This is a genomic window from Klebsiella sp. C239 (assembly GCF_048822715.1).
Classification (GTDB): domain Bacteria; phylum Pseudomonadota; class Gammaproteobacteria; order Enterobacterales; family Enterobacteriaceae; genus Klebsiella; species Klebsiella quasipneumoniae.
In genome coordinates, this window is record NZ_JBMEZK010000003.1 from 407,229 (window position 1) to 433,527 (window position 26,299).

Annotated in this window: 24 protein-coding genes and 1 pseudogene; 11 read left to right on the forward strand and 14 right to left on the reverse strand. The window is 60.4% G+C overall.

The window, feature by feature from the left end; translation table 11 throughout:
• Positions 1-6: 6 nt before the first annotated feature.
• Positions 7-1,185 carry a M20 aminoacylase family protein gene (locus tag ACOI6Z_RS10775; RefSeq protein ID WP_420687294.1) on the reverse strand — a complete coding sequence of 393 codons (1,179 nt, stop codon included), beginning with the start codon at positions 1,183-1,185 and terminating at the stop codon, positions 7-9.
• Between the two features lie 233 nt (positions 1,186-1,418).
• On the opposite strand from ACOI6Z_RS10775, the gene ACOI6Z_RS10780 reads away from it, so the two are divergent.
• Positions 1,419-2,006, forward strand: coding sequence for a YSC84-related protein (locus tag ACOI6Z_RS10780; protein ID WP_050533035.1), 588 nt, complete (start codon positions 1,419-1,421; stop codon positions 2,004-2,006).
• 60 nt (positions 2,007-2,066) lie between these two features.
• Here ACOI6Z_RS10780 and ACOI6Z_RS10785 read toward each other — a convergent pair whose 3' ends face one another.
• Both ACOI6Z_RS10785 and ACOI6Z_RS10790 read right to left on the reverse strand, forming a co-directional pair.
• A complete protein-coding gene (locus ACOI6Z_RS10785; protein WP_044521399.1) occupies positions 2,067-2,522 on the reverse strand; it encodes an RcnB family protein in 456 nt (151 codons plus the stop codon).
• Between the two features lie 168 nt (positions 2,523-2,690).
• On the reverse strand, positions 2,691-3,080 hold the full coding sequence (locus tag ACOI6Z_RS10790; protein ID WP_023288700.1) for a hypothetical protein: 390 nt from the start codon (positions 3,078-3,080) through the stop codon (positions 2,691-2,693).
• A gap of 269 nt (positions 3,081-3,349) precedes the next feature.
• On the opposite strand from ACOI6Z_RS10790, the gene ACOI6Z_RS10795 reads away from it, so the two are divergent.
• The 3 genes from ACOI6Z_RS10795 to ACOI6Z_RS10805 are packed head-to-tail and all read left to right on the forward strand — an operon-like array spanning position 3,350 to position 6,351.
• Positions 3,350-4,468 carry an ABC transporter substrate-binding protein gene (locus tag ACOI6Z_RS10795; protein ID WP_032454771.1) on the forward strand — a complete coding sequence of 373 codons (1,119 nt, stop codon included), beginning with the start codon at positions 3,350-3,352 and terminating at the stop codon, positions 4,466-4,468.
• A gap of 60 nt (positions 4,469-4,528) precedes the next feature.
• Positions 4,529-5,557 carry a FecCD family ABC transporter permease gene (locus tag ACOI6Z_RS10800; protein WP_074186123.1) on the forward strand — a complete coding sequence of 343 codons (1,029 nt, stop codon included), beginning with the start codon at positions 4,529-4,531 and terminating at the stop codon, positions 5,555-5,557.
• Entirely contained in the window at positions 5,554-6,351 is a 798-nt protein-coding gene (locus ACOI6Z_RS10805) for an ABC transporter ATP-binding protein (protein ID WP_064157804.1), read from the forward strand. Before ACOI6Z_RS10800 ends, ACOI6Z_RS10805 begins: the two co-directional genes overlap by 4 nt.
• 41 nt (positions 6,352-6,392) lie before the next feature.
• On the opposite strand, the gene ACOI6Z_RS10810 is transcribed toward ACOI6Z_RS10805, so the two are convergent.
• The 3 genes from ACOI6Z_RS10810 to ACOI6Z_RS10820 all read right to left on the reverse strand — a co-directional run bounded on the left by ACOI6Z_RS10810 (position 6,393) and on the right by ACOI6Z_RS10820 (position 8,658).
• Entirely contained in the window at positions 6,393-7,535 is a 1,143-nt protein-coding gene (locus ACOI6Z_RS10810) for an HlyD family secretion protein (protein WP_023288696.1), read from the reverse strand.
• Positions 7,535-7,879: a DUF3302 domain-containing protein gene (locus ACOI6Z_RS10815; protein ID WP_044521392.1), complete on the reverse strand. Its 345-nt coding sequence runs from the start codon at positions 7,877-7,879 to the stop codon at positions 7,535-7,537. Before ACOI6Z_RS10815 ends, ACOI6Z_RS10810 begins: the two co-directional genes overlap by 1 nt.
• 137 nt (positions 7,880-8,016) lie before the next feature.
• Positions 8,017-8,658, reverse strand: a complete 642-nt coding sequence (locus ACOI6Z_RS10820) for a Crp/Fnr family transcriptional regulator (protein ID WP_072420810.1) — start codon at positions 8,656-8,658, stop codon at positions 8,017-8,019.
• Positions 8,659-8,895: 237 nt separating this feature from the next.
• On the opposite strand from ACOI6Z_RS10820, the gene ACOI6Z_RS10825 reads away from it, so the two are divergent.
• From ACOI6Z_RS10825 to ACOI6Z_RS10845, 5 genes are all read left to right on the forward strand, one after another.
• A complete protein-coding gene (locus ACOI6Z_RS10825) occupies positions 8,896-9,819 on the forward strand; it encodes an aminoimidazole riboside kinase (RefSeq protein WP_332085260.1) in 924 nt (307 codons plus the stop codon).
• Between the two features lie 164 nt (positions 9,820-9,983).
• Positions 9,984-11,501 (forward strand): carbohydrate porin, encoded by a 1,518-nt coding sequence (locus ACOI6Z_RS10830; RefSeq protein WP_023288692.1) that lies wholly within the window; start codon positions 9,984-9,986, stop codon positions 11,499-11,501.
• Positions 11,502-11,605: 104 nt separating this feature from the next.
• Positions 11,606-12,976 carry a sucrose-specific PTS transporter subunit IIBC gene (locus ACOI6Z_RS10835; protein ID WP_023288691.1) on the forward strand — a complete coding sequence of 457 codons (1,371 nt, stop codon included), beginning with the start codon at positions 11,606-11,608 and terminating at the stop codon, positions 12,974-12,976.
• On the forward strand, positions 12,976-14,376 hold the full coding sequence (locus tag ACOI6Z_RS10840; RefSeq protein WP_064155176.1) for a sucrose-6-phosphate hydrolase: 1,401 nt from the start codon (positions 12,976-12,978) through the stop codon (positions 14,374-14,376). The genes ACOI6Z_RS10835 and ACOI6Z_RS10840 overlap by 1 nt, the downstream gene beginning before the upstream one ends.
• A 23-nt stretch (positions 14,377-14,399) precedes the next feature.
• A complete protein-coding gene (locus tag ACOI6Z_RS10845) occupies positions 14,400-15,410 on the forward strand; it encodes a LacI family DNA-binding transcriptional regulator (RefSeq protein WP_017898803.1) in 1,011 nt (336 codons plus the stop codon).
• A 47-nt stretch (positions 15,411-15,457) separates the two neighbouring features.
• Here the strand turns inward: ACOI6Z_RS10845 and ACOI6Z_RS10850 are convergent.
• From ACOI6Z_RS10850 to ACOI6Z_RS10870, 5 genes and pseudogenes are all read right to left on the reverse strand, one after another.
• Positions 15,458-16,067: pseudogene (locus ACOI6Z_RS10850) on the reverse strand (hypothetical protein).
• A 185-nt stretch (positions 16,068-16,252) separates the two neighbouring features.
• The gene (locus ACOI6Z_RS10855; protein WP_004152946.1) at positions 16,253-17,275 is read right to left on the reverse strand and encodes an ABC transporter permease; all 1,023 of its coding nucleotides are present in this window, start codon (positions 17,273-17,275) and stop codon (positions 16,253-16,255) included.
• Positions 17,276-17,294: 19 nt separating this feature from the next.
• The gene (locus ACOI6Z_RS10860) at positions 17,295-18,779 is read right to left on the reverse strand and encodes a sugar ABC transporter ATP-binding protein (RefSeq protein ID WP_004202401.1); all 1,485 of its coding nucleotides are present in this window, start codon (positions 18,777-18,779) and stop codon (positions 17,295-17,297) included.
• 32 nt (positions 18,780-18,811) lie between these two features.
• Positions 18,812-19,735, reverse strand: a complete 924-nt coding sequence (locus ACOI6Z_RS10865; RefSeq protein ID WP_002892597.1) for a sugar ABC transporter substrate-binding protein — start codon at positions 19,733-19,735, stop codon at positions 18,812-18,814.
• 429 nt (positions 19,736-20,164) lie between these two features.
• Complete coding sequence (locus ACOI6Z_RS10870; RefSeq protein WP_023288687.1) at positions 20,165-21,184, reverse strand: LacI family DNA-binding transcriptional regulator; 1,020 nt, start codon at positions 21,182-21,184, stop codon at positions 20,165-20,167.
• Positions 21,185-21,286: 102 nt separating this feature from the next.
• On the opposite strand from ACOI6Z_RS10870, the gene ACOI6Z_RS10875 reads away from it, so the two are divergent.
• Positions 21,287-22,294, forward strand: coding sequence for a Gfo/Idh/MocA family oxidoreductase (locus ACOI6Z_RS10875; RefSeq protein ID WP_101992077.1), 1,008 nt, complete (start codon positions 21,287-21,289; stop codon positions 22,292-22,294).
• Between the two features lie 358 nt (positions 22,295-22,652).
• Here the strand turns inward: ACOI6Z_RS10875 and ACOI6Z_RS10880 are convergent, their stop codons facing one another.
• From ACOI6Z_RS10880 to iolE, 3 genes are read right to left on the reverse strand one after another with little or no spacing between them, the layout of a single operon-like run.
• On the reverse strand, positions 22,653-23,684 hold the full coding sequence (locus ACOI6Z_RS10880; protein ID WP_032454325.1) for a Gfo/Idh/MocA family protein: 1,032 nt from the start codon (positions 23,682-23,684) through the stop codon (positions 22,653-22,655).
• A gap of 9 nt (positions 23,685-23,693) precedes the next feature.
• Complete coding sequence (locus tag ACOI6Z_RS10885) at positions 23,694-24,866, reverse strand: Gfo/Idh/MocA family protein (protein ID WP_023288684.1); 1,173 nt, start codon at positions 24,864-24,866, stop codon at positions 23,694-23,696.
• On the reverse strand, positions 24,863-25,783 hold the full coding sequence (gene iolE, locus ACOI6Z_RS10890) for a myo-inosose-2 dehydratase (protein WP_048296931.1): 921 nt from the start codon (positions 25,781-25,783) through the stop codon (positions 24,863-24,865). Before iolE ends, ACOI6Z_RS10885 begins: the two co-directional genes overlap by 4 nt.
• Between iolE and ACOI6Z_RS10895 the strand changes: the two genes are divergently transcribed.
• Positions 25,782-25,910, forward strand: coding sequence for a hypothetical protein (locus ACOI6Z_RS10895; protein ID WP_254915157.1), 129 nt, complete (start codon positions 25,782-25,784; stop codon positions 25,908-25,910). The two genes, iolE and ACOI6Z_RS10895, sit on opposite strands and share 2 nt — an antisense overlap.
• The last annotated feature ends 389 nt before the right edge of the window (positions 25,911-26,299 follow it).

The following is a 26,299-nucleotide window of genomic DNA, read 5'->3' on the forward strand; positions in this document are numbered from 1 at the left end:
CAGAGGTTAACGGCAGTGCTTTTCCACCAGGCGGGCGAACAGCGTCGCGCCGGTGGTGATAATGTCATCGTTGAAGTCGTAGCCGGGGTTATGCACCATGCAGCCGCCCTTCTCCCCCTGCTCGCCGTTGCCCAGCAGGAAGTAGCAGCCCGGACGTTCGCGCAGCATAAAGGCGAAGTCCTCGCTGGCGTTCATCGGCGAGACCGACTCCAGCACCCCCTCGCGACCAAACACCTCCAGCGCCAGCGCCCGGGCGAAATCAGTCTCTTCGGGGCTGTTGGTTAATACCGGGTAGGAGTCGTAAACCTCTACTGCGCTGCTGGCGCCATAGCTTTTGGCGGTAAATTCGCTGAGCTCGTGAATACGTTTGATCAGCAGGTCGCGGATTTCCGGCTTCATCGCCCGCACGCTGAGCTCCATCACCACGCTCTCCGGAATAACGTTGGAGGCGATACCGGCCTGGAAGGTGCCGACGCTGGCCACCGCCGTTTCGCCCGGCGGCACGTTGCGCGCCACGATGCTCTGCAGAGCCATCACCAGCGCCGCGCCGGCGACGATCGGGTCGACGGTGCGCTCCGGATGGGCGCCGTGGCCGCCGTAGCCGGTAAGGGTGATTTTGACGGTGTCCGCCGAGGCCATAAAGTTACCGGCGTAGAAGCCCAGCTTGCCCACCGGCAGCCCCGGCATGTTGTGCAGACCGAAAATGCGTTCGCAGGGGAACTGCTCAAACAGGCCGTCTTTAATCATTAAATCGGCGCCGCCGATAGCCTCTTCCGCCGGCTGAAAAATCAGATGCACCGTGCCGTTGAACTGACAGGCCGGCGAGGCGATATATTTCGCCGCCGCCAGCAGAATGGTGGTATGACCGTCATGACCGCAGGCGTGCATTTTCCCCGACACCGTGCTGGCCCAGGGTAAACCAGTGGTTTCATGAATCGGCAGAGCGTCCATATCGGCGCGCAGGCCGATGGTGCGCGGCGAGTCGCCTTTGCTCAGGCTGCCGACCACCCCGGTCTTGCCGAGGCCGCGCGTCACCTGGTAGCCCCACTCGGTCAGCTTGCCGGCAACCAGTTCGCTGGTATTAAACTCTTCCAGACTTAATTCCGGATTGGCATGTAAATAATGACGCAGAGAAATCATTTCCGCTTCCGTCGCTTTAATTTCTGGAATTACATAATCACTCATGCCGCTCTCCGGGAAATATCGTAAGGACTTAACACGGTATCGTGGTGAAAACTTTATGCAAGCAGGATTTCTAATACCGGCGATGGCGGCATCTTATTTAATAATGCGCTCACAACAGTGTAATAAGCATTAAAAACGGCGAAGTTTAAAAATAAACGTTTATTTTATGGAGAATTAACCATTATTTACCCTACCATCCCCGGCCATATTCAGATTTAAATAAAAAGATTTCGATGAAATTACAGACGCTTTTCCTCGTCGCCATGACCGCGCTGGCGGGCTGCAGCGCGCAGGGCGATACCGCCAGCCAGCAGCGGGCCAGCATTCAGAAGATGCGCAACGAAACCCTCAATAAACTTTACACCCTGCAGCCCGAGGCCCGCAGCGATATTCAGCATGCGAAGGGTTATGCGGTATTCGCCAATAACAGCAGCAAGATCCTGCTGTTCGGATTTGGCAGCGGCTACGGCGTGGTGCGGGATAAGGCCTCCGGGAAGGACACCTATATGAAAATGGCCCAGGGCGGCGCCGGTCTGGGAATAGGGATCAAGCAGCAGCGCACGGTGCTGGTCTTCCATGATAAAGCGGCCCTGGATCACTTTATCCGCCAGGGATATATGGTCGGCGCCGATGCGAACGCCGCGGCGAAATATGATGACAAAGGCATCGCGCCGATCGCCGCCTCCGCGAACGGCGTAGCGAAGGACACCTCCTCGCTGCCGTCAAAAGTGAACGTCTATGAAATCACCGACAAGGGGCTGGCCGCCCAGGCGATGGTCAATGGCTATAAATACTGGCCGGATGACGAACTGAACCCGTAGCCCCGGCGGTGCTCCATCGCCGGGTCAGGTGTTCCCTGCCCGGCGTTGGGAAACGCGCATTTAGTGGCCGAGGGCGCCGCTCACCAGAATCGAGGTGATGATCCCGGTCGCCGCAGCGATCAGCACATAGTTACCGTCGATATAGGACCAGTGATGGCCCTCCGGCGGGGGCGGCAGGCCGCGGTCGCTCCAGTCACGGACGCGATACTCATCGCCACGGAACGGCGCCGGAGCCGGGTGGCCTTTGCGGAAATCGTTACCGCGCCAGGCGAAATGGTCCTGCTCATGACGTGCCTGATCGCGTTTGTCATGAGCGTCACGATCCGGGCCACGCTGGTCATGGTCACCCTGATGATGCGCGTCAGGTCCGCCCTGCGGCGCATGCCCATTATGATCCGGACCGTTCTGCCACACCGTTGGCTGCCCCGGGCGATGGCCGTCGTTCGGGCCATCGGCAAAGGCCGGGACGCTCAGCACAGTGGATAACATTACCGCCAGAGAAATCATCTTTTTCATCGTACACCTCCTGATTGAAGTTCTTTGTAACGGGAAAATGTGAAGAAAGAGTGAGTATCCGCTTAACCAGGACGATTCCTGGCATCGGCTGTCGGGAAGAGGTTGTGCTAATGGAGGGGCAATAAAAAAGGCCGCTCTCGCGACCTTTATTCAGACTGCTATCAGGACTTACTCAGTCACTTTATTTTTTAACTCTTCAGCGCCGGATTTGGTTTTATCCCAGCCCTTTTCTGCGCCGGATTTGGTGGCGTTCCAGCCTTTTTCGCTGACCTCTTTGGTCTTATCCCAACCTTTCTCAGTCCCTTCTTTGGTCTTGTTCCAGGTCTTCTGCGCGCCTTCGCTCACCTGGCTGCCGACGCTATCCTGTTTGCCTTCGGCCGCATGTTTCGCCTTCAGCTGCTGCTCTTCGCCCTCGTGCTGGGCCTGGTGCAGCTTCTCTTTGGCGGTGTTGGCGTTGGCATTGGCCGCCGCGACGGTATCATCTGTTGCATGTGTTGTCGCAGCAAAAACCGGAGCCGCAACCAGAATAGCCGATAACGCAATCATTGCTTTTTTCATAATATCCTCTCTCACATGTCATGTTATGAGTCGCATTCAGGATGGCACAGCGAACCGGGGATGACATTAGGAATTAGCCTGAAAAACGTTTTCGACCTCCAATCATGGCAGAAAATGCTGCCGCCGCGCGCCCTGTCGGCGTTCACATAATTTCCAACACGTTTGTTACATTTCGTGAAATTTGCCCTTGATATACTTGCCGTTGAGGTTTACTCGAGAATAATTCTCAGAATCATTATATTTATAAATTGGCAAACGGAACTCCTTTTATGGCAAGAAAATCAGTAAGATCGCTGTTGCTTACTGCGCTGATCGCGACGCCCTTCCTCAGCTATGCGACCCAATATCCGCTGACGGTTACCGACCTTGACGGCCGGCAGGTCACCCTGGTCAAAGAGCCGCAGCGTATTATTTTGCAGGATGGTCGCGACATTATGACCCTCGCCCTGCTGGACCGGGACAATCCGTTTAAGCGGCTGGTGGCATGGAATAATCTGGCGAAAAAGCAGGATGTTGCCACCTGGCAGATGCTGAAAACGGCGTGGCCGCAGTCGGCTACGATTCTGGACATGGGCTTCAGCGACAAGGGGAACGTCGATCTTGAAAGCGTCATCGCCCGCCAGCCGGATCTGATGATCGCCCAGCTGCGCGCCAGGCCTGCGCTGATGGAGAGCGGGGTCATTGACAAGCTTAGCGCCCTGCACGTTCCGGTGCTGTTTGTCGACTATGAGATCGACCCGGCGAAAGATACCGCCCCCAGCATCGACCTGCTGGGCAAAGTGCTTAACCGCGAGAGCCAGGCCAAAGCCTTTACCGATTACTATCGCCATCAGCTGCAGACGATTCGTCAGAAAACCGCAGCCATCACGCCGAAGGCCAACGTCTTCGTGGAAGCGCTGGCCGGCAACAGCGACGCCTGCTGCTTTACTCATGGCCACAGCGGCTGGGGCGGGCTGGTGGAGGCGGTCGGGGCGAACAATATCGGTTCGCAGCTGCTGCCGGGCGCCTCCGGGTTCGTCTCGCTGGAGAAAATCATCAGCATGAAGCCCGACGCCTGGATCATGACCGGCTCGAAGCGTGGCAACAGCCAGGTGCTGCCCCTGGGCTATGAAGTCAAGCCGGAGGCGGTGAAGGCCCAGGCGCAGACGCTGCTGGCGCGGCCAGGGGTCAGCCAGATCCCGGCGGTACAGGAAAAGCGAGCGTATGGCGTCTATCACCACTTCTATAATCACCCGTGGAATATTGTCGGCATGGAGTATCTGGCGAAAGATATCTATCCGCAGGCCTTCCGCGATCTCAACCCGGATGAGACGTATCATTATATCGTGCGCCATTTCACCGACCTGCCGGACCAGCCGTTCGTCTTTTCCTGGCAGCAGAGCGAGTAATCCGGCATGCGTTTAACTTCCGACTCCGTTCTGGACGGGCTGCCCGCCGGGACGCCTGGCGTGATGGATCATTATCGCCATATCGTGCGTCGCCGCCTGCTGCTGATGCTGCTGCTGGCGCTGTTGATTGTCGCTTCGCTGCTGCTCGATTTTATGCTCGGCCCCTCCGGATTGCCGCTGCAGAGCCTGTGGCAGACGTTAACCGATCCGGCCAGCGCCGATCCGGGCACTCGCGCCATCGTCTGGGACATCCGGCTGCCCTATACGGTGATGGCGATTATCGTCGGTCTGGCGCTGGGGCTGGCCGGTGCCGAAATGCAGACCATCCTCAATAACCCGCTGGCCAGTCCGTTTACCCTCGGCGTCTCCTCGGCTGCGGCGTTTGGCGCCGCGCTGGCGATTGTACTGGGTATTGGCCTGCCCGGTATTCCCGGCCAGTGGTTTATCTCGGCCAACGCCTTTATCTTCGCCCTGCTGGCGGCCCTGCTGCTGGACGGCATTACCCGCTGGACCCAGGTGGCCACCTCCGGCGTCATTCTGTTCGGCATCGCGCTGGTCTTTACCTTTAACGCCCTGGTCTCGATGCTGCAGTTCATCGCCAATGAAGACACGCTGCAGGGGCTGGTGTTCTGGACCATGGGCAGCATCGACCGCGCCTCCTGGAGCAAAGTCGCCATCCTGCTGGTCGCCCTGGCGCTGGTGATGCCCCTGTCGCTGCGCAGCGCGTGGAAGCTGACCGCCCTGCGGCTGGGCGAGGACCGGGCCATCAGCTTTGGCATTAACGTTCGCCGTCTGCGCCTGGCCACACTGCTGCGGATCAGCATTTTGTCGGCGCTTTCGGTGGCCTTTGTCGGGCCAATCGGCTTTATCGGCCTGGTGGCGCCGCATATTGCGCGGATGCTCTTCGGCGAAGACCATCGCTTTTACCTGCCCGCCAGCGCGCTGATCGGCGCCCTGGTGCTCTCCCTGGCCTCCATCGCCTCGAAGAACCTGATCCCGGGGGCCATTATTCCGGTAGGGATCGTCACTTCCCTGGTAGGGGTCCCGTTCTTTTTAAGCATTATTTTACGTCACCGGGGGCAGGTATGAGCGACCAGACGTTATCCGGGCTGTCGCTGTCTCACTTCAGCGCCGGCTACCCCAGACGCAAGGTGATCGAGAACCTGACGGTTCCCCATCTGCCGCGGGGGAAAATCACCGCGCTGCTGGGGCCAAACGGCAGCGGTAAATCGACGTTAATGCGGGCGATGGCGGGTCTGGGACCCTGCCGCGGCGATCTGCTGCTGGAGGGGGAAAATCTGCTGACGCAGCCCTTCGCACGTCGCGCGGAACAGGTGGTCTATCTTCCGCAGACGCTGCCCGCCGGCGTGCATCTGCATGTGCTGGAGTCGATTATCGTGGCCCAGCGCGCCGCCGGAGGACGCCACAGTCCGCAGCACCAGGAGGAGGTGATGGCGCTGCTGCGCCAGCTGGGAATTGCCCACCTGGCGATGAGCTACCTCGATCAGCTCTCCGGCGGGCAAAAACAGCTGGTGGGTCTCGCCCAGTCGCTGATTCGCCAGCCGCGCCTGCTACTGCTTGACGAACCGCTCAGTGCGCTTGATCTCAACTATCAATTTCACGTGATGGATCTGGTGCGCCGGGAGACCCGACGGCGCAACATCGTGACCCTGGTGGTGGTGCACGATATCAATATTGCCCTGCGTCACGCCGACCACGTGCTGATGCTCAAAGCGGGCCAGCTGCTCGGCGACGGCACCCCGGCCGCGGTCATCACCCCCGAGACCCTGGCGGCCGTCTATGGCGTGCGCGGTCGTATTGAGCCCTGTTCGCAGGGGGTGCGGCAGTTAATTATTGACGGCCTGGTGGACAGCGAGGCCTGACCGCGGCGCGGGGAGGGTACGGCCTCCCCGCGCCCGCCGGCTTAGTGATCGAGATAGATATAGTTTTCCCAGCTCTTCATGCGGATCAGGATCTTCCGGATCAGCGACAGCTCTTTCAGATGATCCGAGTAGACCGCCGCCTCGAGGGTGGCACCCTGCGGCAGGGCGTATTCGGCAAAACGCGGATCGGTCACCTTCAGCACCACCAGCGCCCGGCCATGGGTATTGAGCGCGTCCGTGGTCAGCAGTTTGCCCTGGCCCTGAAACTGACTCTCGCCAATCGCCGGCAGCACGTCGGCCACTTCCCCGCGGAAGACGGTGCCCGGAATGGCCGGAAACATCAGCTCCGCAGGCTCGCCTTTGTGCAGACGCTGCAGGGCGTTCTGGCGAAATGCCGCGACATACTCCCGCGAGGCGTCGCCCTCCACCGGCACAAAGGTCATCACCGGCAGCATCCCCAGGGCGGTGGACATGGTGCCTGGCCGTAAGCCGACGGTGCTGACATAGCCGTCTTCCGGGGCGCGGACGACGGTGTTATCCAGCTGAAACTGCGCCTTCTGCAACTGCGCCAGCAGGGAGGCCACGGTGGTATTTTTGCCCTTCACCACCGAGTCCAGCGCGTTACGCGCCTGAACCACGTTCGCCTGAGCCGCGCTGACGCTGGCTTCATCGGCTTTCCACGTCTGCAGACGGGTATCGACCATTTGATCGGAGAAGGCGCCCTGAGCATGCCCCTCCCGAAAGCGGGCATACTCCCGCCGCGACTGGTCGCGCTGGGCCACCGCTCTGCTCAGCTCGGCCTCCGCCTGGCTTAACGCGGCGTTGAGGGAGAGCGCATCCTGACTGGCCGCTTTAATTTGCGCCTGCAGATCGTCCACCTTTGCCTGGAACGGCGTCGGGTCGAGAGTAAACAGCACATCACCCTTATGCAGCCTCTGGTTAGGCTTCACCGGTACGGTCTGCACCCGACCGCGTACCTGCGACACAATCGGCACGGTGCGAAACACCTGATTACCGACGTCGGTATAGGGGAAGTTGTAGTTCATCCCGAAGATCACCGCGCCAATCAGGGCGATACCGCCGAGCACCGCCGTCGGCACGGTCCACTTATTGAGCGGAATGCGGAAAACTTTAAACACCACGATGCATAGCGCGGCGTAGGTCAGCAACATTAACGTTTCCATTATTCTGCCTCCTTCGCTTTAAGTTCCTCGACCTCGCGCTGCACCTGCTCCAGTCGCTGAGCGACCGTCTCCAGACGCTGATGCAGGGCCTGCTGATCGTCGGCGATGCGGCGCATTCCCCATCCGCGGTCTTCGCGCCACAGCGTCGCCCAGATCCACAATAAGGGCCACAGGGCATGCAGGGTAAATAAGCTGACCCAGCCGGCATAATGAATCGCATCCTGATGAGGATGGCGCCGCTCTTTGGCGATTTCATAAGGAATATCGTGAATAACAATCACGCCATAAAAAAGTATTAAGGCCACGGCGATGAGAATGGCCAGCGCCACATAGTCCAGGGTCATAAAATAACTCCAGAGTGAAAGGTTAAATAAATAAAACGGCCAGGTTCAGGCGTAACGGGGCCGGGGGAAAACGCGCGCGTAGCGCTTTCCTCGGGCGGGTTTTAGCGACGTTATGTCGGGGAGCCGACGAACCTGAATCAGAATTTCTCAGGAATATGACGGTCGATGGAAATCAGTTTGCCTTTTTTCACCGTGATATATCCTCCCTCGCGCAGGGCGGCCAGCACCTGATAAACATAGCTGCGCGAAAGATTGGTTCGTTTAATAATAAATGCCGACAGGCTTTCATGCTGACCACCATCGATTCCTCCACGATATAAATAGCGCGACAGCATTGATTTAATGGTCTGAAAGCTGGTCTGGCTGCCGCGTTCATAGTGGGCATCAAGGGCAAATATGCCCATATAGGCCAGGATCGTGGTCAGCTCTTGCATATAGCCCGGCGACGAATGAAAGAATATCCGTTCAAAATCGCTGGCGGATATTTTCGCCAGCTGGCATTCGCCCAGACACCGATAATAGAGCGCCACCGACGGACAATAATGTTCAAGCAGCCCTAACGGCATATGCGCGATAACAATCCCGAGCAGGTTCTGCTCATCACCAAAGGCCAACGTCATTTGCCCCTGCAGCAAAAAATAGAGATAGCCCGGCTGCGGCAGAAATGGCTGGTCTTTACTCAGGCTCAGAGTTTCACTACAGGCGATGACCGCCGGCAGGTGCGTGGTCAGCGACAGCTTCTGGTACCGATCGTAAATATCGCCAAAACTGGGGTTCATCGCGCTACGCACTCCTTCACCTTTTATCACCGCGGCGGGGTTAACCGCGGCCTGTGGAACTATACCTAAGCGGGTCAGGAAGGAAAAGTCCAGATCTGGAGTGGCGAAATATTCCGCTTGGCTCACATTTTTTACCCTCGCCCCGCCCTTTCGTCCACCAATCGTTCCGCTTGCCGCCAGGCTGTGCTTTAATTAGCTAAACCGGTTTAACAAAGTTTAGCTAAGAGGAGCTGTCCTATGAATGGTAAAATCTGGGTACTCGGCGATGCGGTCGTCGATCTCCTGCCCGACGGAGAGGGCCGCCTGCTGCAATGCCCCGGCGGCGCGCCGGCCAACGTCGCGGTCGGCGTGGCGCGGCTCGGCGGCGACAGCGGGTTTATCGGCCGCGTCGGCGACGATCCGTTCGGTCGCTTTATGCGCCACACCCTGGCGCAGGAGCAGGTCGATGTGGATTTTATGCGCCTCGACGCGACGCAGCGCACCTCCACGGTGGTGGTCGATCTCGATCGGCACGGGGAGCGCACCTTTACCTTTATGGTTCGCCCGAGCGCCGACCTGTTTCTTGCGCCTGAGGATCTTCCGCCGTTCGCCGCCGGCCAGTGGCTGCACGTCTGCTCTATCGCCCTCAGCGCGGAACCGAGCCGCAGCACGGCATTCGCGGCGATGGAGGCGATAAAGCGCGCCGGGGGCTATGTCAGCTTCGACCCCAATATCCGCAGCGACCTGTGGCAGGATCCGCAGGAGCTGCGCGACTGTCTCGACCGGGCGCTGGCCCTCGCCGACGCCATAAAACTGTCGGAAGAGGAGCTGGCTTTTATCAGCGGCAGCGACGACATCGTCAGCGGCATCGCCCGGCTGAACGCCCGCTTCCAGCCGACGCTGCTGCTGGTCACCCAGGGCAAAGCGGGAGTCCAGACCGCGCTGCGCGGGCAGGTTAGCCACTTCCCCGCCCGCCCGGTAGTGGCCGTCGATACCACCGGCGCCGGCGATGCCTTTGTCGCCGGGCTGCTCGCCGGGCTCGCCGCCCACGGCATCCCTGACAACCTCGCCGACCTGGCGCCGGACCTCGCGCTGGCGCAAACCTGCGGCGCGCTGGCCACCACCGCCAAAGGCGCCATGACCGCCCTGCCCTACAGGGAGGATCTTCAGCGCTCACTGTGATCCCGTTGGGCCGGCTAACGGCCCACTTTGCTGGCGACATCACAATTCTTAAACCGGTTTAGCAATTTTTATTTTCACTGCGTTACCGACATGTTTACCATATCAACTAAACCGGTTTAGCAAACGTTAGCACACTCACTGATTTACCTTTGGATGTCACCAACATGTATAAAAAACGGAAGTTAGCCATTCTTATTGCTTTGCTAACCGGCGCCGCCGCCGCCCATGGGCAGACAGACCTGAACAGCATTGAAGCGCGTCTCGCCGCCCTGGAAAAACGTCTGCAGGATGCCGAGACCCGCGCCAGTACCGCCGAAAGCCGCGCCGCCTCAGCGGAGCAGAAAGTTCAGCAGCTAACCCAGCAGCAGCAGCAAACCCAGGCCACCACCCAGCAGGTGGCCAAGCGCACCACCCAACTGGAAGAAAAAGCCGAACGGCCCGGCGGCTTTGAGTTCCACGGCTACGCCCGCTCCGGGGTGATCATGAACGACTCCGCCGCCAGCACGAAATCCGGGGCCTATATGACCCCCGCCGGGGAGACCGGCGGCGCCATTGGTCGTCTTGGCAACCAGGCCGACACCTATGTGGAAATGAACCTCGAACATAAGCAGACCCTGGACAACGGGGCGACCACCCGTTTCAAAGTGATGGTGGCCGACGGGCAAACTACCTATAACGACTGGACGGCGAGCAGCAGCGACCTGAACGTGCGCCAGGCGTTCGTCGAGCTGGGCAACCTGCCGACCTTCGAGGGTCCGTTCAAAGGCTCGACCCTGTGGGCCGGGAAACGCTTTGACCGCGACAACTTCGACATCCACTGGGTTGACTCGGATGTGGTGTTCCTCGCCGGGACCGGCGGCGGGATCTACGACGTGAAGTGGAACGACAGCCTGCGCAGCAATTTCTCGTTATATGGCCGCAACTTTGGCGATATCGCCGACAGCAGCAACAGCGTGCAGAACTATATCGTCAGCATGAATAACTTTGCCGGCCCGGTGCAGATGATGGTCAGCGGGATGCGGGCGAAAGATAATGACGACCGCCAGGACGCGAACGGCAATCTGGTGAAAGGCGATGCCGCTAACACCGGGGTTCATGCCCTGCTGGGTCTGCACAATGAGAGCTTCTATGGCCTGCGCGACGGGACCAGCAAAACGGCCCTGCTGTATGGCCACGGACTGGGCGCCGAGGTTAAAGGCATCGGTTCCGACGGCGCGCTGCGTCCGGGGGCCAATACCTGGCGTTTCGCCAGCTACGGCACTACGCCGCTGAGCGATCGCTGGTTTATTGCCCCGGCCGTGCTGGCGCAGAGCAGTAAAGACCGCTATGTCGATGGCGACAGCTATCAGTGGGCCACTCTCAACCTGCGTCTGATTCAGGAGGTCACGCAGAACTTCGCCCTCGCCTGGGAGGGCACCTATCAGTACATGGATCTGCAGCCTGAAGGCTACAACGATCGCCATGCGGTCAACGGCAGCTTCTACAAGCTGACCTTCGCCCCGACCTTCAAGGTCGGCAGCATCGGCGACTTCTTCTCGCGCCCGGAGATCCGCTTCTACACCTCGTGGATGGACTGGAGCAAAAAGCTGGATAACTACGCCAACGACGACGCGTTAGGCAGCAACGGATTCAAATCGGGCGGCGAATGGTCGTTCGGTATGCAAATGGAGACCTGGTTCTGACGTGAACCCGGACGACAGGGTAAGTCACACATAAATATAAGGTTCGCGGTGCCTGCCACGGCCGGCGCCGCCCACGCCATATCATCATGCATTCAGAGGGTACTATGGATTTTGAACAGATTTCCCGCTCACTGCTTCCCCTGCTGGGCGGCAAGGAAAATATCGCCAGCGCCGCGCACTGCGCCACCCGCCTGCGGCTGGTGCTGGTCGACGACGCGCTCGCCGACCAGCAGGCGATTGGCAAAATCGACGGCGTGAAAGGCTGCTTTCGCAATGCCGGCCAGATGCAGATCATCTTCGGCACCGGGGTGGTCAATAAAGTCTATGCCGCCTTTATCCAGGCGGCGGGCATCAGCGAATCGAGCAAATCCGAAGCCGCCGACCTGGCGGCGAAAAAGCTGAACCCGTTCCAGCGCATCGCCCGCCTGCTGTCCAACATCTTCGTGCCGATTATTCCGGCCATCGTCGCCTCCGGCCTGCTGATGGGCCTGCTGGGGATGGTGAAAACCTACGGCTGGGTCGACCCGGGCAACGCTATCTATATCATGCTGGATATGTGCAGCTCGGCGGCGTTTATCATTCTGCCGATCCTGATCGGCTTTACCGCCGCCCGCGAATTTGGCGGTAACCCTTATCTGGGCGCGACCCTCGGCGGGATCCTTACCCACCCGGCGTTGACCAACGCCTGGGGCGTCGCCGCCGGCTTCCACACCATGAATTTCTTCGGCATCGAAGTGGCGATGATCGGCTATCAGGGCACGGTCTTCCCGGTGCTGCTGGCGGTGTGGTTTATGAGCCTTGTCGAGAAACGGCTGCGCCGCATTATCCCTGACGCGCTGGATCTGATCCTCACGCCGTTCCTGACGGTGATTATCTCCGGCTTTATCGCCCTGCTGCTGATCGGCCCGGCCGGCCGCGCGCTCGGCGACGGCATTTCGTTTATCCTCAGCACGCTTATCAGCCATGCCGGCTGGCTGGCGGGCCTGCTGTTTGGCGGCCTCTATTCGGTGATCGTCATTACCGGTATCCATCACAGCTTCCATGCCATCGAGGCGGGCCTGCTCGGCAATCCGTCGATCGGCGTCAACTTCCTGCTGCCGATCTGGGCCATGGCCAACGTCGCCCAGGGCGGCGCCTGCTTTGCGGTGTGGTTTAAAACCAAAGATGCCAAAATCAAAGCTATCACCCTGCCGTCGGCGTTTTCGGCGATGCTGGGGATCACCGAGGCGGCAATCTTCGGGATTAACCTGCGTTTTGTGAAACCGTTCATCGCCGCGCTGGTGGGCGGTGCCGCCGGCGGCGCCTGGGTGGTGTCGATGCACGTCTACATGACCGCGGTGGGCCTGACGGCGATCCCGGGAATGGCCATCGTGCAGGCCAGCTCGCTGCTGAACTACATTATCGGGATGGCGATCGCCTTCGCCGTGGCCTTCACGCTCTCTCTGACGCTGAAATACAAAACGGACGCTGAATAATGTCATTACCGTCACGCCTGCCTGCGATCCTGCAGGCCGTTATGCAGGGCCAGCCGCAGGCGCTGGCCGACAGCCATTACCCGCAATGGCATCTGGCGCCGGTCAGCGGACTGCTGAACGATCCCAACGGCTTTTGCCAGGTCGCCGGGCGTTACCACCTGTTTTATCAGTGGAACCCGCTCGCCTGCGACCACACCTACAAGTGCTGGGGACACTGGAGCTCAGCCGATCTGCTGCACTGGCGGCATGAACCTATCGCCCTGATGCCGGATGAAGAGTATGACCGCAACGGCTGCTACTCCGGCAGCGCGGTCGAGTTCGAGGGCGCCCTGACCCTGTGCTATACCGGCAACGTGAAATTCCCCGACGGCGGGCGCACCGCCTGGCAATGTCTGGCGACGGAAAATGCCGATGGCACCTTCCGCAAGCTGGGGCCGGTGCTGCCGCTGCCGGAAGGCTATACCGGCCATGTGCGCGACCCTAAAGTGTGGCGACAGGACGGGCGCTGGTACATGGTCCTCGGGGCGCAGGATGTGCAACAGCGCGGCAAAGTGCTGCTGTTTACCGCTAGCGACCTGCGGGATTGGCGCCTGGTGGGCGAGATAGCCGGGCATGACGTTAACGGCCTGGCGAACGGCGGCTACATGTGGGAGTGCCCGGACCTGTTTCCGCTGGCGGACACCCACCTGCTGATCTGCTGCCCGCAGGGGCTGGCCCGCGAAGCGCAGCGCTTTCTCAATACCTATCCGGCGGTGTGGATGGCAGGCCGTTTCGACGCCGAACGCGGCGCCTTCGACCATGGTCCGCTGCACGAGCTGGACAGCGGATTTGAGTTCTACGCGCCGCAGACCATGCAGGCCGAGGATGGCCGCCGCCTGCTGGTCGGCTGGATGGGCGTCCCGGACGGGGAAGAGATGCATCAACCCACCCGTGCGCAGGGGTGGATCCACCAGATGACCTGCGTGCGCGAGCTGGAGTGGCTGGCGGGCACCCTGTATCAGCGCCCGCTGCGCGAGCTGGCCGCCCTGCGCGGCGAAGCCGAGGGCTGGCGCGGACAGACCCTGCCCCTCGCCCCGATGGAGCTGGCCTTTGACATCGCCCCCAACAGCACGCTGGGGCTGGATTTTGCCGGCGCCCTGCAGCTCACCGTCAACCGCGACGGCCTGCGTCTGTCGCGCCGCGGGCTGCAGACGGCGGAGATGCATCACCGCTACTGGCGCGGCGAGGCGCGGCGTCTACGGATCTTTATCGACCGCTCCAGCGTGGAGATTTTCATCAACGATGGCGAAGGGGTGATGAGCAGCCGCTTCTTCCCGGGCTATCCGGGGCAGTTAATCTTCAGCGGTGCGACGCCGGTGGCATTCTGCCGCTGGCTGCTGCGGCCATGCATGGTAGAATAACCGTTTTGCTTTCAGGCTCCCGGGTGCTGATGAAAACCAAACGCGTAACTATCAAAGATATTGCCGAACTGGCGGGCGTCTCCAAAGCGACCGCCAGTCTGGTGCTTAACGGTCGTGGCAAAGAGCTGCGCGTGGCGCAGGAGACGCGCGAGCGCGTGCTGGCGATCGCCCGCGAGCAGCACTATCAACCCAGCATTCACGCGCGCTCGCTGCGCGATAACCGCAGCCATACCATTGGCCTGGTGGTGCCGGAAATCACCAACTACGGGTTTGCCGTTTTCTCCCATGAGCTTGAGACGCTCTGCCGGGAAGCCGGCGTGCAGCTGCTTATCTCCTGCACCGACGAAAACCCCGGCCAGGAGAGCGTGGTGGTCAATAACATGATTGCCCGCCAGGTCGACGGCCTGATCGTCGCCTCGTGCATGCACAGCGATGCCGACTACCTGAAGCTCAGCGAACAGCTGCCGGTGGTGCTGTTTGACCGCTCCCCCAGCGACAGCGCCCTGCCGCTGGTGATGACCGACTCGGTCACCCCAACGGCCGAGCTGATCTCCCGCATCGCCCCTCAGCATGCGGACGAGTTCTGGTTTCTCGGCGGCCAGCCGCGGCTATCGCCATCGCGCGACCGGCTGGCGGGATTCACCCAGGGCCTGGCTCAGGCGGGGGTCACGCTGCGTCCCGAGTGGGTGATCAACGGCAACTATCACCCCAGCTCCGGCTATGAGATGTTCGCCGCGCTCTGCGCGCGGCTGGGCCGGCCGCCGAAGGCGCTGTTCACCGCGGCCTGCGGCCTGCTCGAAGGGGTCCTGCGCTATATGAGCCAGCATCATCTGCTGGACTCCAATATTCATCTCGCCAGCTTTGACGATCACTATCTGTACGATTCACTTTCCCTGCGCATTGATACCGTGCAACAGGATAATCGCCAGCTGGCCTGGCACTGCTACGATCTGCTCAGCCAGCTGATCGACGGCCAGGCGCCGGAGCCGCTCCAGCGCTATCTGCCCGCCACCCTGCAGTTTCGCCATGCCTGACGGCGCCGTCGGCAATTAGCGTTTTCGCCGGGCGCGCGCCGCCCGCCTCACCGCCAGCAGCGTGCCGGCGAGCACCGCGCCGAGGCCCATCGTGACCGGCCAACGGTAAGCCATCAGCAGCGAGGGCAATCCGCCGTCCGGCGCCAGCATCACGAGATTCCAGCCCGCCAGGCCCGCATTGCCGTTCAGCGCCCGGCTTAACATCCGCTGATGCGGGGCGAAGGGCTGAATGGTCTGGTAATGGCTGCCGAACAGCGGCGGCTGCATCTCCCTGGGAAATTGCGCCTGAACCTGGGCCAGCACGCTGGCCGGCAGCGCATGCGATGCCGCCAGCAGATGCCCGTCGCTATTCACCAGCAGCAGCTGATAATGTCGCTGCCGGGCCAGGGCATAGAGATCCGTGCGCATCACCGCCAGCGGCCAGGTGGCTTCCCGCTGCCGCGCCGGCGTGTTCATCCGCCGTTCGAGGCGTGACGCCACCCACTGCGCATCCTTCTCCAGCTGACGGGTATACATTTCGCGGCAAACCTCTCTGGCCAGAAAATGCCCGCCCCGGCCGATGATCAGGATCGCCAGGCCAACGAGCAGCGTGACGATCACGCCCCTTCTTCCCGGTCGCCAGACCGGCGAGGATTTGCCTATGGATGGTGTATTCATACGACTCCAGAAACCAGGGGGCAAGGCGTGGCCCCCTGGCGAATGGACAACAAAAGTCGCGAAACTGTACAGGATGCGCAGCGCGGGAAAAATAGACAGCCGGCGCCAGGCGGGGAATATTTTGTTTATTTCTGGACAGGGCTGGCGGCAACGACGCGCTTCGCCGTTGCCGCCAGTTGATAAGATTAGTGTTTTTTCCGGTTACGGCGCATGTCGATGGTCACCGCCGCGACGATAATGATCCCTTTAATAATATCCTGCACGTAGGCATCGACGCCGACAAAGGTAAAGCCGCTCTTGATCAGGCCAAGGATCATCGCGCCAATCAGGGTGCCGGTAATGCGCCCCACCCCGCCCATTAAGCTGCTGCCGCCGATCACCGCTGCGGCAATCGCGTCCAGCTCGTAGGACATCCCCATGCTGGACTGGCCGCTGCTGACGCGCGCCGCCAGCACCACCCCCGCCAGCCCGGAGAGCGCCCCGGCGATGGTGTAGACAATCACCAGGTACTTATTCACGTTGATGCCGGACACTTTGGCCGAGGTCATGTTGCCGCCGATGGCATACACATATTTGCCATACCGGGTATGCTTCAGCGCAATGTGAAACACCGCGGCGATCACGAAGAAGATGATCACCGGCATTGCCCCCTGGCCTATCGCCGTAAAGCTGTCGGAGAGGAAGCTTATCGGGTTGCCCTGAGTGTAATACTGCGCCAGACCGCGCGCCGAGACCATCATCCCGAGGGTGGCGATAAACGGCGGGATACCGGTTCGCGTCACCAGGAAACCGTTGGTCAGCCCGCACAGCAGGCCGACGCCGATCCCCGCGCAAATCGGGATCACCGCCGGCAGGTTGACCAGCGCCGGGAACATCGGCGACAGGCTGTCGGAGGTTTGCGCCAGGCTCGCCGCCACCACCGCCGCGAGGGCGATAACCGAGCCGGAGGAGAGGTCAATCCCGGTGGTGATGATCACCTGGGTGACGCCGACGGCGATGATGCCGATGATCGCCACCTGCAGCACAATCAGCACCAGGCGGTTGGTATTGAGCAGGAACGACTGGTCGCGAACATACCAGCCGGCGATTTCAAATGTCAGGGCAATCACCAGCATCACCACAAAGATGCCGGTATCTTTCGGCATTTTATGCCGCAAATTAGCGAAGAAGGAGGAACCCTCGCTGGCCGGAGCCGCCGTTAATTTCATATTACTCATTCTCTGTGCCTCAATGGGATGCCAACGACAAAATGGTTTCCTGGTCGGCTTCGTCTTTTTCCAGGATGCCGGTGATACGACCTTCATGCATCACCATGACCCGGTCACTCATGCCAAGGATTTCCGGCAGCTCAGAGGAGACCATAATGACCGCCACCCCCCGATTCGCCAGTTCACTGATAAGATGATAAATTTCCGCCTTCGCCCCGACGTCGATGCCGCGGGTCGGCTCATCGAGAATTAAGATTTTCGGTTGCGCTAACAGCCAGCGCGCAATCAGGACTTTTTGCTGATTCCCCCCGCTGAGGTTATTAATAATTTGATCCATCGTCGGCGTTTTAATATTGAGCCGGCGGATTTGCTCCATGCAGTCTTCGGCCATTTTCACGTGCTGGACAAAACCGCTCTTGCCGATATATTCCGGCATTTTGACGATACTCATATTTTCCAGCACCGACAGCACCAGAAACAGGCCCGACTTTTTGCGGTCTTCGGTTAATAACGCCATCCCCTTTTCAATCGCCACGGAGGGAGAATCAATGGTCACCGGCGCCCCGTCGATCAGCACTTCGCCGCTGTCGAAGCGTTCCATACCGAACAGGCTTTCCATCACCTCGCTGCGCCCGGCGCCCACCAGCCCGGCCACGCCGAGGATCTCGCCGCGACGCACGGTAAAGCTGACGTCATGGAACACGCCCTGGCGCGTCAGGTTGCGCACCGTCAGCACCTCTTCGCCGATGGTGTTATTAAATTTCGGGAACAGCTGGGTTAATTCGCGGCCCACCATCTGGGTGATCAGCGACTGGCGGGTAAATTCGGTGGTGTTTTTGCTCCCCACCCAGGTGCCGTCGCGAAAGACGCTGATCTCATCGGTGATGGCGAAGATCTCATCCATTTTATGGCTGATATAGATGATCGCTTTGCCCTGGGCCCGCAGGTCGCGGATGATGGTGAACAGGTGAGCCACCTCGCCTTCGGTCAGCGCCGAAGTGGGCTCATCCATGATCACAATATCCGCGTTCCATGAGACCGCTTTGGCAATCTCCACCATCTGCTGGGCGGCGATGCTCAGGTCGCCCACCAGCCGGTCGGCAGTTAAGCGAATATTCAGCTTATCCAGCAGCGCCTGGGTCTGGCGGGTCAGCTGGCCGTGGTCGACAAAGCCGTACTTCATCGGCTCGCGCCCCAGCCAGATATTTTCCGCCACCGTCATATGCGGCACCAGATTCAGCTCCTGGTGAATCATCGAGATCCCCGAGCGCAGCGCATCCATGGTGTCGGTAAATTCCACCGGCTCACCTTTCACGCGAATCGATCCTTTATCCGGGCGATAGATACCGATCAGGCACTTCATTAGCGTGGATTTACCGGCGCCGTTCTCGCCCATCAGGGCGTGCACCGTTCCCGGGCGCACGCGTAATGAGACATTGTCGAGCGCCTTCACGCCGGGGAAGAACTTACTGATACCTTCGGCTTCAAGGGCAAAAGCGTTCATACATCCACCTCCGTACCACAGGTTGGCCAGGATTATTTCTGATTACGATTGGTAAATTCAGCCATGTTCTCTTTGGTGATCAGCTGATACGGCACGTCGATGATCTTTTCCACTTTCTCGCCGTTCGCCAGCTTAATGGCCGCGTCTACGGCGCCCTCGCCCTGGCCTTTCGCATCCTGGAAGATGGTGGCGATCATCTTGCCGCTCTTCAGCATCTGCAGCGCATCCGGGGTGCCATCCACGCCGGCGATGAGAATATGGTTCGGGTTTTTACCCAGCGCCTGCAGGGCGCCGATCGCCATTTCATCGTTGTTGGAGGCGATGGCCTGGATATCCTCGCCGCTGGTCATCCAGTTGCTGACCACGTCCACGGCGTCATTGCGGGTAAATTTCGCGGTCTGCTTCTGCACGATTTTGATGTTCGGGTATTTCGCCACGACCTCTTCCACCCCTTTGGTGCGGTCGCGAGTGGATTCATTCGCCAGGTCGCCGAGCAGGATCGCCACATTGCCCTTGCCGTTCATCGCTTTCGCCAGCGCTTCCATCTGCAGACGGCCGGCGAGAATCGAGTCCGACCCCACATAGGCCATCTTGTCGGTCAGCTCCGCCTGCGGGCGACGGTTTACAAACACCAGCGGGATCCCGGCTTTGGTGGCCTGATCCATGATCGGTTTCACCGCGTTGGTATCCACCGGGTTGACGATAATGGCGTCCACGCCCTGGCCGATAAAGTTCTGCACCTGCTGCAGCTGCTGGGAGACATCCCCTTTCGCGTCCTCGATCTGCGATTTCACCCCATCTTTTTTCATCTCTTTTTGCATCGAGGTACGCAGGATCGTCAGGAAGTTATCGTCAAACAGCGCCATCGAGACGCCAATGGAGACATCTTTTGCCATAACCACCGCAGGCAACATGCAGGCTAACAAAGAGGCAACAATCGTTTTCTTAATATTCATAGTTGATCCTTGATTTTGTAGGTACGCCGGTGAATGAAATAAAATGAAAAATTAATTTCAGTCAGATTGCGACAAATGTCTGTTGTGACGGCGACGGCGCTGCGGGGTTTTCCGCATTTCGTCGTGATCGGAATCACAAATAATGGCTGTTTTATCATCACTTTTTTGAAACATCAGTCCATTTATGCCACATCGTGAATTCCAGACCATTTATTTCATTAACAAGACATTTGAAACTTTTATAAGTAAATAACTGAAATGAAAATTTTAAAACCATGCAGTAACAGAATTTTGACAGACATCTAACATTGCTGCATAAATGAGCGAAAAATGAGAGGCAGACAACGCTTTACAGCGATCGCCCCCGGCGGGGTTGGCATTTACCCGGCGGGGAGATCCGCGTTGTCAGGAAGGGAGGCGCCGCACGCCTTAGTCGACGTTCTCGGCGCTGTAGAGGATAAAGTCGACTTTCCCGTCGGCATAGGTTTGCGGCTGATAGCCGGACTCCAGATGGCGCAGCATCAGGTCGATCGCCAGCTGGGCGTGCTGGCGGGTGTTCTGATCGAGCGTTAACGCCAGGCTGCCCCTGGCCAGTTGCTGGCGGGTGGTATTGTAGCGCTCATGGGTGATCCAGCAGACGTCGCCTTCGCGGCGGTGGCGAGCCAGCGCCTCGGCAATCTGAGTATTGCCAAGTCCGGTGTTATAGATCCCGACAATATGCCGGCTGCGGCACAGGGCCTGCTCCAGCAGGCGGGTGATCTGCTCCCGCCGCTCTTCGCCCGCCAGCACCTCGTTGAGCTGCAGATGGGGAAAGCGCTGGCTCAGCACCTCGCGGAACCCCTGGATGCGCAGGCGATGCGCGCTGTAATCCTCCCGGCCGCTCACCATCAGCACCTCCCCGGGCCGCGGCGTCATTCTCCCCATCATTAACCCCGCCGTGCGGCCAGCCTGTAACTGATTGATCCCGACGTGGCAGAGCCGGTCGGCGCCGGGCAGATCTGTCGCCAGGGTGATGACGGGGACGCCCGCTTCCCGACAGCGGCGCAGCGCGTCATGCACCACAGGATGGTCATTGCCGAAAACGATGATCCCCTGACGCTGCTGGCCGCTGCGCATAATGCGCCGGGCCAGGGTCGCCGGCTGCGACTCCGGGACAAAGGTGCGGTGCAGGGTCAGACGACGATAGCCGAGGCTATCCGCGACGGCGGCGAAATCCTGCGCCAGCTGCGGAAAAAAGAAAGAGTCATTGCTGCTGAGAAAGAGCTCAATCTGCCAGGGAAAGCGGTGCTCCTCCGGCAGGATCCGCTTCAGCCCCGCCTCCCGCGCCGCCTGCAGCACTTTGCGCGTGGTCTGCGGCGATACGCCGCCGCGTTCGTTCAGCACCCGGTCAACGGTGGCCACGCCGACGCCAATCTGTCTGGCCAGCATCGCCAGTGACATGTTTTTCATCGCCCCTCTCTTCAATGATGGAAATGCATCAAAACGGCAGTGTCAGTGAGTTTAGCAAACCGATTATGGTGGCAGCGTCCCCTCGCCATTCTGGAGAAAAAAATGAAGTGCAAACGTTTTGCCCTGGTAGGCAGTGGTTTTATCGGTCAGGTTCATGCCGCCAGCCTCGCCCGTCACGACGGGAGCGAGTTGACGATGGTGGCCGATGCCGCGCCGGAGCGCGCCCAGGCGCTGGCCGCCCGCTATGGCGCCCGGGCGGTGACGGTGAGCGAGGCTCTCCGTAGCGACGTCATCGACGCGGTGCTGATCGCCAGCTCGACCCCGTCGCATGCCGAACTGCTGGAAGCCGCCGCCCGGGCGGGCAAGGCGGTCTATTGCGAAAAACCGATCGACCTTTCCCTGGCGCGCGCCCGCGAGGTGGTGGAGCGGGTGCTTCCCCTTAAGGTGCCGGTCACCGTCGGCTTTAACCGGCGCTTTGACAGCAGCCATCAGCAGTTGCGCCGCCAGCTGGAGCAGGGAGCGATCGGCAGGGTCGAGCTGGTGCAGATGGTCTGTCGCGCCTCCAGCATGCCGCCGCTCGACTATCTGCGCAGCTCCGGCGGTCAGATGCGCGATCAGGCGATCCATTTCTTCGATCTTCTGCGCTTTCTCACCGGCGATGAAGTGCATACCGTAGCGGCGATGGGCGCGGCGCTGGCCCTGCCGGAAATCGCCGAATTTGGCGATGTCGACACCTCCATCCTGATGATGCAGATGCGCGGCGGCGCGCTGGCGCAGCTGGACAACACCCGCCGCACCGGCCACGGGTATGATGAACGGATCACCCTGCTGGGGGCAGAGGGCGCGCTGGAGTCCGGCAGCCAGTCGCCGGCGGGCCCGACCCTGTGGCGCGGCAATCAGCGCATTGAGCCAGGCCTGTGGCCGGACTGGTTCAGCCGGGTGCAAGGATCTTATTACCAGCATCTCGACGCCTTTATCCGCTCTCTGAATGGTGAAACCGTGGCCGACCTGCCCGGCCTGATGGACGGCCTGCAGGCGCAGGCCATTGCCGAAGCGGCGGTTCAGTCTCTGCAGCGCGGCCAGTTTGTCGCCGTCGACGACTGTCGGTGAGTGGTTGCGTGGCAACCGCTATCAGGCTCTGAACCTGCCTTTATGCCGGGCGGCGGCGGCGCCTTGCCCGGCCTGCGGGCATGATAACCATCCATATCACACAGTTGCAGTGACATCCCAGGCCCGCGCAAGCGCCGCGCCGCCGGGCAAGAACAGCCGATGCGGAGCCGTTTTATGCCGGGCGGCGGCGACGCCTTGCCCGGCCTGCGGGCATGATAACCGTCCATATCACACAGTTTCCCAGGCCCGGGCAAGCACAGCGCCTCCGGGCAGCAGATATCCGGAACCGTGCGCGTCCCGGTGCCGGGCAATGGCGTGCACGCGCGCGCTGTCTGCAAACCAAAGCCCGGCCGGCCCCTTAACGTTCTTCGTTAAACACCGCGCCCACCTGGCGCCGCACCTCATCCATCACCTGCAGATTCTGCAGCACCTGACTGAGCGGCCGCAGCGGCGAGTCCCGCAGCCCCTGACCGATGCACCAGGCAAAATGCTCCGCCTGCCAGAACAGCTGGTCGTAGCGATTGCGCGGCTCTTCCCAGCGCAGCGCCTGCCCGCCCTGGCTGGCGGCGAGCGTGAACCCGCCGGGGGCGTAAAACTGACCGTCGATCGTCAGGGTCGCCTGGCGTCCGGCCACCACCGCCCCGCCCGGCGTGTTGCTGAACAACGTCGTGTTTAACAGCCCCTGCATCCCGTTCCGCCAGCTGAATAGCATTGACGTCTGGCCGTTAAGCCCCTCCGCCGTCGCGCGGCCGCGGGCGACAATCTCCTGCGGCATGCCGCCCACCATCAGCGCAAACGAGGTCAAATAGCTGCCGAGATCCATCATCGGCCCGCCGGCAAGGTCGGCGTTAAAGATGCGGTGATCGGTAGTGAAATACTCGCCGTGATCGGCCAGCAGGGTATGCAGGTCGCCGAGTACCCCATCCTCCAGCAGCTGGCGGATCACATCATACTTCGGCGCGTAATCGCACCACATCGCCTCCAGCGCCAGCTTCCCCTGGCGGGCGGCTTCGGCCTGCAGTTCACCTCCTTCGCCGAGGTTGAGCGCGAAGGGCTTCTCTATCAGCACGTGTTTGCCCGCCTTCAGCGCCTGCATGCCGTCGGGAAAGTGATGGTTGTGCGGCGTCGCAATATAGACCGCATCAATATCCGGACGCGCCAGCATCTCCTCCACCCGGCCGTAAGCCTGGGGGATCCCCCATTCCGCGGCTACCCGGTCGGCCTTCGCCTGGCTGCGGGAGGCAACGGCCACCACCTGCTGCCGGCTCTGGGTTTTCAATGCGTGCACAAAGCGCTCGGCGATCCAGCCCGGACCAATGATGCCCCAGCGCAGGGAGGGAATGCTCTGCGCCGCCGGGCGGCGCGGGGTCGGTAATTGTGAGGGAAACATAGCGGCTCCTTAATCCTTAACCACGTTAACCCAGCGACGGCTGACCATCGAGGCTTCAATCGCCGACAGCACGCGCTGATTCTGTAAACCAAACTCAAAGCTGGGATAGCAGTCGTCGTCCCCACAAATCCCCTGCACCAGGTCATGCACTTCCATCACCTTGACGTCAAAATAGCCCAGCCCGCCGCCGCCAAAATCGAAGCCGAAGAAGCCGGCATAGGCCGGGATCTGGCTCCCGGCATACAGCGTTTTAAAGCCGCGGTCGTGTTTGTCATCCCGGAAGCGATACACCTGCAGTTCGTTAAAGCGCTCCCCGTCCATATACAGCGTGCCTTCGGTGCCGGAGACCTCCCAGAACACGCCGAAGATGCGCCCGGCGGCGATGCGCGAGGCCTCAATCACCCCCGCGGCGCCGCTGTCGAAATTGACCAGGCACTGAACCTGATCGTCATTTTCCACTTCCCGCCACTCGGCATCGGCCGCGACCCGGCTGGCATACCCGGCATCGGTCTGTGGCACCGGACGCTGGCGCAGGCAGGTTTGCGCGCTGGCGGTCACTTCACGGATCCCGCCCATCAAAAACTGGGCGACGGACAGGGTATGGGCGCCGAGGTCGCCAAGCGCCCCGCTGCCGCCGAGGGTTTTCGAGCAGCGCCAGGACCAGGGCAGGTTCGGGTCGTTATAAAACCCCTGATCAAAGGTGCCGCGAAAGCGCACCGGTTCGCCAATATCGCCCCGGGCGATAAGCTGCTTTGCCAGCAGCGCCGCCGGGGTTTTAATGTTGTTAAAGGCCACCATGGTCTTCACCCCCGCGCGCCGGGCCGCCTGCGCCATCTCCTGCGCCTGCTGCTCGTTAACCGCCAGCGGTTTCTCGCAATAGACATGTTTACCCGCCGCGATCGCCGCCATCGCCATCGTGTAGTGCAGATGGTTCGGCGAGGTAATATCCACCACGTCCACCAGCGGATCGTTCACCAGTTCGCGCCAGTCACCATAAGCTTTCTCCGCCCCCAGCTTCACCGCATGACGTTCAGCCAAAGCCTGATCCTGATCCGCCAGCGCGTAAAGATAGGGGCGCTTCGGCAGATCGGGATAGAACATGGCCGCGCGACGGTAAGCGTCGGCGTGCGCCTGGCCCATAAAACCGGAGCCGATAAGACCAATATTTAACCGCGCGCTCATGATGCGTGCTCCTCTGATGATGACGGGGACGAAAAGTGGTGCGCCAGCCAGGCGAAGGCGCGGCGGGCGGTGGCAAACGGCGGCGCCATCGCCGGGTCCTGCTCTGCTTCGATAATCAGCCAGCCGCGATAGTCGCTGTCCCGGGCAAAGTTGAGGATCGGCGCATAGTCGATGCAGCCGTCGCCAGGGATGGTAAACAGCCCGGCGCGCACCGCCTCGTTAAAGCTCAGGTTTTCGCGATACAGGCGCCCCAGCACCTGCGGACGGACGTCTTTCAGATGCAGGTGGCGGATACGGTGACCATATTTCTCCAGCACGCGCGGGATATCGACCCCGGCGACGAAGGCGTGTCCGGAATCAAACGCCAGCCCGACGTTGTCATGGGTCTGGGACAGAAACCGCTCCAGTTCGTCGTCGTGCTCCACCAGCATCATCAGATGATGGTGATAGGCCAGCCGGAGGCCGTAGTCGCGCAGCAGCAGGTCGGCAAAGGTATTTAGCTTATGGCAATACGCCGTCAGGCTGACGCGGCTTAACGGCGGCGAGAGCGAGATCGGCTCATCAAGCGGCGTTTCACCGGGCAGTTGCCCGCACTCGCCATAGACCATTACCCTGGCGCCGAGCTGCTGCAGGAGCTGCGCGTGGCCCCGCACCGCCTCCAGCTCCGCTTCCACGCTGCGGTCGGCCAGCAAGCCGCTGTACCAGCCTGACGCCAGGCGCAGGTCAGCCGCCGCCAGCAGAGGCCCCAATGTCTCCGCCTGGCGGGGAAACTTCCGCCCTAACTCAATTCCCTGAAACCCCGCCTCCCGCGCCTCGCGCAGACACGTGTCGAGAGGGATATCGCCGCCTAAATCCTCCAGCACATCGTTGGTCCAGCACAGGGGGCTAATGCCCCACTGCAGGTGCTCTGTCGCCATGTTTATCTCCTTTTCAGCCAGTCGTCTGGTGTGCCGTCACTATAAGCAGGCGACGACCAGCGATGAAAACGGAGAAATGATGGAAATCCATCATTGCCGCGGACGAAATATCCGCTGGCGCGAGTAGCCCTGAAAAATAAATGGAAATAATGCTTGCCGCAGGCTTATTTTGCGGATAAAAATTACTGGCTTAATAACCCGCTTCAGAGGTTATCCCTTTCATTCGAAATATGATGATAGCAATATGAAAAAATCTCAACACCGCAGCGGCGCGGGCTTTAGCCCTGCGCCCAGGCCTGGCCTGCTGTTATTTGCGTAAGTGACAAATAGTCCCTTTTAAAACATCAATTACTTAACATTCTCTCTGCAATAATATGACATGCAGCGGGAAGGTACGGTGATAAATAAGATCAGGGCAATGATGTTTTTACAAATAAATAACCCCTCTCCTTTCTGCTCATTATTTATCAGGAATGGCTGCGGTTATATTTATTCGGACGCCCCTGGAGAATGCAC

Excerpts from the sequence above, each read along its gene's own strand:
- ACOI6Z_RS10860 (WP_004202401.1), bottom strand. The coding sequence starts at position 18,779 with ATGAACGCTTTTGCCCTTGAAGCCGAAGGTATCAGTAAGTTCTTCCCC.
- ACOI6Z_RS10795 (WP_032454771.1), top strand. The coding sequence starts at position 3,350 with ATGGCAAGAAAATCAGTAAGATCGCTGTTGCTTACTGCGCTGATCGCG.
- ACOI6Z_RS10885 (WP_023288684.1), bottom strand. The coding sequence starts at position 24,866 with ATGAGCGCGCGGTTAAATATTGGTCTTATCGGCTCCGGTTTTATGGGC.
- ACOI6Z_RS10790 (WP_023288700.1), bottom strand. The coding sequence starts at position 3,080 with ATGAAAAAAGCAATGATTGCGTTATCGGCTATTCTGGTTGCGGCTCCG.
- ACOI6Z_RS10780 (WP_050533035.1), top strand. The coding sequence starts at position 1,419 with ATGAAATTACAGACGCTTTTCCTCGTCGCCATGACCGCGCTGGCGGGC.
- ACOI6Z_RS10865 (WP_002892597.1), bottom strand. The coding sequence starts at position 19,735 with ATGAATATTAAGAAAACGATTGTTGCCTCTTTGTTAGCCTGCATGTTG.
- ACOI6Z_RS10810 (WP_023288696.1), bottom strand. The coding sequence starts at position 7,535 with ATGGAAACGTTAATGTTGCTGACCTACGCCGCGCTATGCATCGTGGTG.
- ACOI6Z_RS10825 (WP_332085260.1), top strand. The coding sequence starts at position 8,896 with ATGAATGGTAAAATCTGGGTACTCGGCGATGCGGTCGTCGATCTCCTG.
- ACOI6Z_RS10775 (WP_420687294.1), bottom strand. The coding sequence starts at position 1,185 with ATGAGTGATTATGTAATTCCAGAAATTAAAGCGACGGAAGCGGAAATG.
- ACOI6Z_RS10820 (WP_072420810.1), bottom strand. The coding sequence starts at position 8,658 with ATGAACCCCAGTTTTGGCGATATTTACGATCGGTACCAGAAGCTGTCG.
- ACOI6Z_RS10835 (WP_023288691.1), top strand. The coding sequence starts at position 11,606 with ATGGATTTTGAACAGATTTCCCGCTCACTGCTTCCCCTGCTGGGCGGC.
- ACOI6Z_RS10870 (WP_023288687.1), bottom strand. The coding sequence starts at position 21,184 with ATGAAAAACATGTCACTGGCGATGCTGGCCAGACAGATTGGCGTCGGC.
- ACOI6Z_RS10805 (WP_064157804.1), top strand. The coding sequence starts at position 5,554 with ATGAGCGACCAGACGTTATCCGGGCTGTCGCTGTCTCACTTCAGCGCC.
- ACOI6Z_RS10880 (WP_032454325.1), bottom strand. The coding sequence starts at position 23,684 with ATGTTTCCCTCACAATTACCGACCCCGCGCCGCCCGGCGGCGCAGAGC.
- iolE (WP_048296931.1), bottom strand. The coding sequence starts at position 25,783 with ATGGCGACAGAGCACCTGCAGTGGGGCATTAGCCCCCTGTGCTGGACC.
- ACOI6Z_RS10830 (WP_023288692.1), top strand. The coding sequence starts at position 9,984 with ATGTATAAAAAACGGAAGTTAGCCATTCTTATTGCTTTGCTAACCGGC.
- ACOI6Z_RS10895 (WP_254915157.1), top strand. The coding sequence starts at position 25,782 with ATGTTTATCTCCTTTTCAGCCAGTCGTCTGGTGTGCCGTCACTATAAG.
- ACOI6Z_RS10785 (WP_044521399.1), bottom strand. The coding sequence starts at position 2,522 with ATGAAAAAGATGATTTCTCTGGCGGTAATGTTATCCACTGTGCTGAGC.
- ACOI6Z_RS10815 (WP_044521392.1), bottom strand. The coding sequence starts at position 7,879 with ATGACCCTGGACTATGTGGCGCTGGCCATTCTCATCGCCGTGGCCTTA.
- ACOI6Z_RS10855 (WP_004152946.1), bottom strand. The coding sequence starts at position 17,275 with ATGAAATTAACGGCGGCTCCGGCCAGCGAGGGTTCCTCCTTCTTCGCT.
- ACOI6Z_RS10840 (WP_064155176.1), top strand. The coding sequence starts at position 12,976 with ATGTCATTACCGTCACGCCTGCCTGCGATCCTGCAGGCCGTTATGCAG.
- ACOI6Z_RS10875 (WP_101992077.1), top strand. The coding sequence starts at position 21,287 with ATGAAGTGCAAACGTTTTGCCCTGGTAGGCAGTGGTTTTATCGGTCAG.